Genomic DNA, 5375 nt, shown 5'->3' with positions numbered 1-5375 from the left:
TCCGTTTCTAAACTCTATCCTTCATTCAAATTTTTAGGCTATTTATCAGGTTTCGAACGCTCAATTGCGCACAACGTCCCGGCGCTTTGTGATGGTGGGGAAATCGTAAACGAGAACGTTTTGGTTGAAAGAAAACGTGATGCGAAACGGTAATTCCACTAAATCCCCACTATATCAAAACGCCTGTTATGCCTTCGTTGTTTTTTTTCATCGTACATTTTATCTATCCATAGTTCGGTAACTTTCTGCCTACAAAAAGATAGACTATTTCACTACAAATATTATATCTGTTAAAGCTGTGAATGTTTTTGTTTTTCCTTTAAATTCAAATTCTATTTTTAGGTCTTCTATCTTTTTCGATTTGAAGTTGTCTAAATAGGATAGGATTGTAGGCTTTAAAAGGTCAATATTTCGTTTCAATTTCCACGAATTTGTAAAGTCATCTGTGTCAACCAAAACGAGGAATAGTCGATTTTCAGAACCAAAACGCATTTCTCCTTGGTTTTCATAAAGCCAAGTCGCCAATATTTTGGGGTCGTCTTGTACTTCTTTTAAAATTTCTAATTTTTCGTCTTTTAAGGTCTTCAGAACATCTAAACAGAAAGCATCATTTCTATCTTTCATTTTCTCAACTATTTCGTAGAAAATGTCTGCTGGTTTTGCCGTTTTGTCAAAAACAATATTTGCTTCTATCGCTTTCTTTTTTAAATAAGTCAGCTCAACGGGCAATCCTTTTTCTTTGCGTTTAGATTTTATATATTCTGCTGGCAAATAAGTAACTTTCAAATCAAATGGCACATCATTAATGAAAAAGTCAACACTTTTAATTTGTCCAACAGTTGGCAAAACTTCCGTATGCGATTTGAAAATATGTTCGATTAAAATACTACTCCAATGGTTGTACCAACTATTTAATACGTAACCTTGAACAGCTACGCTTATTTCAGTTTCAAATTTTGAAAGTAAGTTTTCATATGAAGGGTTTTGAACTTTTACATATCTGCTTACTAAATATTTGTCAAGTGAATTTTGATAATCTCCGCCCCAATCAAAATTCTTTAGCTTATATAATTCAGATACGAGTTGCGCTGTGTTGAGAGCTCCAACTTGTTTTGTGTTTTCCGATTTAATAAATTCGTCAAGAATTTGGTTTGAATTAGAAACATTAGAACTTAATATGCCGAATAATTCAACGAATTGCTTAGCAAGTGCAGTTTCTTTTAAAGTAATTTTGTTAATTTTTAAAAATTCAGCAATAAGTTCTTTTCTGCTAATTGATTTTGTTTTCAGCCATAAAAGACCAATATTATCATTACTAAACTCTTCGAGTTCTTCGTTTTTATGTAATTTATCCCAATAATTAAAGTCCTTCATTTACTAATTGTTCTTTATGGTTATTTGAAACGAAATGCTTCTTTTTAGGACTGCAAACAAATAGTATTTCTTGACTACCTGCAACGCTTCCTTTTCCACCTCTTCCGTTTTGATATGTTTTTGCTTCTACAGTTACATTTCTGTACTTTGAAATTAATTTTTCAAATTCTTCAATTCCTGGGTAACTTCTATTGTTATAGCTAATTAACCAATTCGGGATTTCTTCTGAAAGTTCAAATAACTTTTCAAAAGAGGAAATCACATCTCTTTTTTTGTCAAAACCGCTAAATCTTTGCGGTTCATAACGTTTAATACCATTTATAAAATCTTTGTCTTTCCAATACTCAGTGTAAGTTTCTAATAAATGATAAAATCCTTGATAATCTGCGTGGCTATCACAATAAGGTGGGTCGAAATATGCCAATTCAACATTTTCTATTTTAGGTAATAATTCTAAAATATTCTGGTTGAAACTTTGATTATCTTGCTTATTATCAAAAACGGCATCATTGTATTTTGGAAGTAATTCTTCAAAAATTTCTTTGACAGGTCTTATTAAGCTTCGGTTGCGTTTAATTCTTGCAGGGTCGCTTGCGTAAACCAAAGCTTGCGTATGACCAAAATGTCCCATTGTTATTTTTCGGGTCATACTTCTATTAATAACCGTGAAAGCAAGAGCTTGCTTAAATTCGTTTTCTAATAATGAAATATTTGCTCTGAAATTATCTAAAAACTGTGCCTCTTCTTTTTCAAAAAATACATTTGTAAATGTATTTTCAATTAAGTCAAATTCGTTTTTGTTTTTTGCAGGCTGAAAAAGAATATCTAAATCTGTTTTGTCTAATTTGGTGGACTTGTTCTCAATTAAAGCTTTTCCAATTTGATTATTAAAATTTAAAAAATCGTTTGTAATTACTTTGCATCCTTGTTGTTTCAATAAATAACCAACAGATTGCGAACCAGCAAAAGCATCAATTGCAGAGTTTATATTTTTAGGAATGAACTGATTAAGCCAAGGCAGTAAAGTATGCTTTGCACCTAAATATTGAGGTTCAGGAAATTGGTAATTAAAATATTTATATTCTTCAAAAAGCATTATTTTTCTGTCTTAATTTTAAGTTCGCAAGTTACTAAATTTAACTCTCCTAATTTTGCGAAGCGTTGAAAAATTTGTCCAATGTCATCACGAATGTTCTTGATTGTACGGTCGCTCTACAATGAGGCATAACGTTCTGCCGCTTTGAGATGGTGTGTGGTTCGTAACCTTTCAATTTTCGGATTTGCAGAAAATATGATGCGAAACGGTAATTCCACTAAATCACACACTAGCTCAAAACGGCTGTTGGTGGCTGGGCTTTTTATCCTCTCATTGAAATATTTTCGTGAACCCATTTCGCTTCTTCGTCTGCTGCTACATTGTCAAATTTGCTTGAAATTCTACTAAATGTTGCTTGTGCAAAATCGTAAGGTTTACTATCGTCAAAGTATGGTCCTACGACACCTAAACTCCATCCGTCTTTTGCTGCCCAATGAGGTTCGTTTACGCAATATTTAAAAACTTCGTAATGAACAAAATTATTCTCTCCGTCAAAGTCAAAAGTAACTCGTTTAATATGTTCAATTTCATCAGGACAAGCATCGAGTTCTGTTGGAAATTCTAACCAATTTGCCAAACTACTTTCTGCTCCTTTTATAAGGGAATAATATTCTTTTGGGAATAAGTTTGTCTTGTTATGTTCTTCTAAAAGTTGAAAAGCAGTTTGTCGAGTAAGTATGTTTTGTGCATAAGGCAAAATATTTTGTTCTGTCAAATCTTGTCCACTTTCAAGTTTTTCGTAAAGTTCTTTAACTCTTTCAAATCGTTCTTTGTTTAATTTACTGTTTTGACGTTTTACTATTATAAATCTATATATAGCAAAAACAACAATTACTAAAACTATTAGGCCGATTATGATAAATACTATTTTCATTTTTTATTTTTAGTTCTGTTTTGCGATTCTGTTCTGTTAGCCTTGCCACCAACGTTCCGCCGCTTTGAGATGGTGTGTGCTTCGTAACCTTTCAATTTTCGGCTTTGCAGAAAATATGATGCGAAACGGTAATTCCACTAAATCACACACTAGCTCAAAACGGCTGTTGGCAGATAGCCTTTTTATTCAGTTTTGTCGCTAAAATCTAATGTTTTTTGTTTTTGTCTTTCTAAAATTCTGTTTCTTTCTCTTTCAATTAGTAAACCTGGTTCTTTTAAAACACTTTCTTTTAATTCTACAAATTTTGGTTCTAAATCTTTTACCATAGTTATAAATTCTATAACTTCTTTACTTCCTACACCTTCTCGTCCGTGTGCAACTTGATTTCTAATATTTCTAAATTCAAAAAGTTTTCTTTTAGTGTTTTCACTAATATCTACATTATATTCTGTCATTAGTCTTGCAACACTATCAGGGTTGAAATACCTAAATATATACATTCTCAAATCTCTTTCGTCGCCAGCAATTTGATTTTGAATTGTTTCTCTTATTTCATTCATTTTACCTTCCAAATATGCATATGCAGATAATAATGCACCTATTGGATGTATTTTAGTTAATTTATTTAGTTTGTCTAATTCAGTTTGCGTTGTTACAGACCTCAATTTAAAAATCGCAAGATCATCTTCTTGTAGAAAATCTTCTAGAACAATTTCAATATCTAAATTATAATTTTCTAGCAAAAACTCTTTAAAAAAAGAGTAAGTTGCCTCCATATAAAATATAGTTGTAAGTTCATTTGGAAAACCATATCTATGTTGTAAAGCATTCCTTTCATCAATTAATAATTCAAGTTTATTTAAATGGGGGATTGTTATATTTTTTTCTTTAGACAATGTTTCCATTGCTCCAGTTATTGTCACCGTTTCTTTAGGGTTTTTATAAATTGATAATCCCAAATCAAGCATTAAATCTTTGAAAATCAATTCAACTGAATTTGCTAAATGTATTATTACAAATTTTCTATCCCTTTCAGTACCTAAATTAAAATGTTCTATTGAATGAGAAAATAAATCGAAAGAACTCTGGAAAAGCGGTGATGTATATGCCATATTAATCTCTTATTTTTTCTAAAGGTGTAATTTTCACTGTATATTCTCCAATTAATGGATTTTTTTTATGGATGTCAGAGATTTTTAGAAACTCATTTTCTATATGTTCCATTTTTTGCCAATTTGCTTCAAAAACAGTTGGAAACAAACTAGTATCAATATCACTTTCTAAAAAAGTTACTAATCCTAAACTATTATAATTATCGAATGAAACCATAACTTCAATTTTCCGATTTGTTATTTTATTATTAGCAGTCGTTATACTCACAATTGAGTTAAAATTAACGATTGAATTTCGATTCATTAAATTATGTGTTTCAACAAAATCTTTTAATTGATGTCCATTTTCGTATTGTTCTTCCATTTTGGTTTTTTAAGGTTTCTGCCAACGTCTTGCTGCTACAAGTGGTTTGGGACTAAATTAGCGTTATTTTTCGGCTTAACCAAATTCTCACAAATACAAACCAATTTTCCCGTCAAGCGAATTACCCAAATCAATTGTAGCAGCGGTTATGCTGGGTTGTGACACACACGCTGAGCACGAATACATATCGATTTCAATTATCTATTCCAATTGCGAGAGCCATTCCGCCCTCCACTTATCGATTCCAATTGCGAGTGAATTTCCGCCTTCCACTTATCGATTCCAATTGCGAATGATTTTCCACTTCCAATTTTCCACTTCCAAATAAACCTCAAAAAAAATCGACAAAAAAATTCCGTCCTCGGCTGTCCGCAACAATTAAAAATCAATTTCGGTCAGCTCGGTTTCAGCGTTATAAATTCTTTTCGGGCTAAATGCCTGATTAAAATCGGTTGCGTCTCGTTCACGGAGCAATCCGGCATAACGTTTGGCTGCTACAAGTGGTTTGGGACTAAATTAAGCCCAATATTCGGATTTGCCAAAACATCCCAAATA

The 5375-nt window shown here is 31.9% G+C and carries 5 protein-coding genes; all 5 read right to left on the bottom strand.

From position 1 onward, the window contains the following. Window positions 1-264: 264 nt before the first annotated feature. Window positions 265-1374: a hypothetical protein gene (locus tag FNW52_RS20255; RefSeq protein ID WP_143379287.1), complete on the bottom strand. Its 1110-nt coding sequence runs from the start codon at window positions 1372-1374 to the stop codon at window positions 265-267. Continuing rightward, on the bottom strand, window positions 1361-2470 hold the full coding sequence (locus FNW52_RS20250) for a DNA adenine methylase (RefSeq protein WP_143379286.1): 1110 nt from the start codon (window positions 2468-2470) through the stop codon (window positions 1361-1363). The genes FNW52_RS20255 and FNW52_RS20250 overlap by 14 nt, the downstream gene beginning before the upstream one ends. A 262-nt stretch (window positions 2471-2732) precedes the next feature. Continuing rightward, on the bottom strand, window positions 2733-3344 hold the full coding sequence (locus tag FNW52_RS20245) for a hypothetical protein (RefSeq protein ID WP_143379285.1): 612 nt from the start codon (window positions 3342-3344) through the stop codon (window positions 2733-2735). A gap of 182 nt (window positions 3345-3526) precedes the next feature. After that, window positions 3527-4456 (bottom strand): hypothetical protein, encoded by a 930-nt coding sequence (locus tag FNW52_RS20240; protein ID WP_143379284.1) that lies wholly within the window; start codon window positions 4454-4456, stop codon window positions 3527-3529. A gap of 1 nt (window position 4457) precedes the next feature. Further along, window positions 4458-4820 carry a hypothetical protein gene (locus FNW52_RS20235; protein WP_143379283.1) on the bottom strand — a complete coding sequence of 121 codons (363 nt, stop codon included), beginning with the start codon at window positions 4818-4820 and terminating at the stop codon, window positions 4458-4460. Between the last annotated feature and the right edge of the window lie 555 nt (window positions 4821-5375).

The organism is Flavobacterium sp. ZT3R18, from assembly GCF_007097385.1.
GTDB lineage: Bacteria > Bacteroidota > Bacteroidia > Flavobacteriales > Flavobacteriaceae > Flavobacterium.
The sequence above is the reverse complement of the archived record's forward strand: the minus strand, read 5'-3'. Positions and strand labels throughout refer to the sequence as shown.

Excerpts from the sequence above, each read along its gene's own strand:
- FNW52_RS20255 (WP_143379287.1), bottom strand. The coding sequence starts at position 1,374 with ATGAAGGACTTTAATTATTGGGATAAATTACATAAAAACGAAGAACTC.
- FNW52_RS20250 (WP_143379286.1), bottom strand. The coding sequence starts at position 2,470 with ATGCTTTTTGAAGAATATAAATATTTTAATTACCAATTTCCTGAACCT.
- FNW52_RS20245 (WP_143379285.1), bottom strand. The coding sequence starts at position 3,344 with ATGAAAATAGTATTTATCATAATCGGCCTAATAGTTTTAGTAATTGTT.
- FNW52_RS20240 (WP_143379284.1), bottom strand. The coding sequence starts at position 4,456 with ATGGCATATACATCACCGCTTTTCCAGAGTTCTTTCGATTTATTTTCT.
- FNW52_RS20235 (WP_143379283.1), bottom strand. The coding sequence starts at position 4,820 with ATGGAAGAACAATACGAAAATGGACATCAATTAAAAGATTTTGTTGAA.